The 586-nt window shown below is 49.1% G+C and carries 1 protein-coding gene; it reads left to right on the forward strand.

All coding sequences use genetic code 11. The features are described from left to right. Positions 1-586: ParB/RepB/Spo0J family partition protein (locus R7R78_RS28070; RefSeq protein WP_225474848.1), on the forward strand; the 586-nt coding region annotated here is incomplete at both ends.

A 586-nucleotide genomic window follows, 5' to 3' on the forward strand; every position in this document is an offset into this window, starting at 1 on the left:
ACCGCGTAAAGATATGGCACCTGAAGCGCTTGAAGAATTAGCTGCTTCTATTCAATCGCAAGGCATTATCCAGCCGATCGTGGTTCGTCAGGTTGTTGGCGGACAGTTTGAGATCATCGCTGGCGAACGTCGCTGGCGTGCCGCTAAACAAGCAGGCTTGAAACGCGTGCCTTGCTTGGTTAAGAAAGTTGAAGACCGCGCAGCTATTGCTATGGCTTTGATCGAAAACATTCAGCGTGAAGACTTGAATGTGATTGAAGAGGCGCAAGCATTGGAGCGCCTGCAAGATGAGTTCTCGCTAACGCATCAGCAAGTGGCGGATGTGATTGGTAAGTCAAGAACTACCGTGAGTAACTTGTTGCGTCTCAACCAATTGGATGCCGACGTCAAACGCTTGGTGGCGGAGAAACAACTTGAAATGGGTCATGCTCGTGCGCTGCTGGCACTGGAAGGTGAACAGCAAGTCGAAGTGGCTCAAATGGTGGCTAAAAAGCAAATGACGGTTCGACAAACCGAACAGTTAGTAAAAAAGTGCTTAGCCCCACAAAATGAGCAAAAAGCTCAACAAGAAGATACCGAAGCCGAG

This window comes from Vibrio sp. 2134-1 (assembly GCF_033339495.1).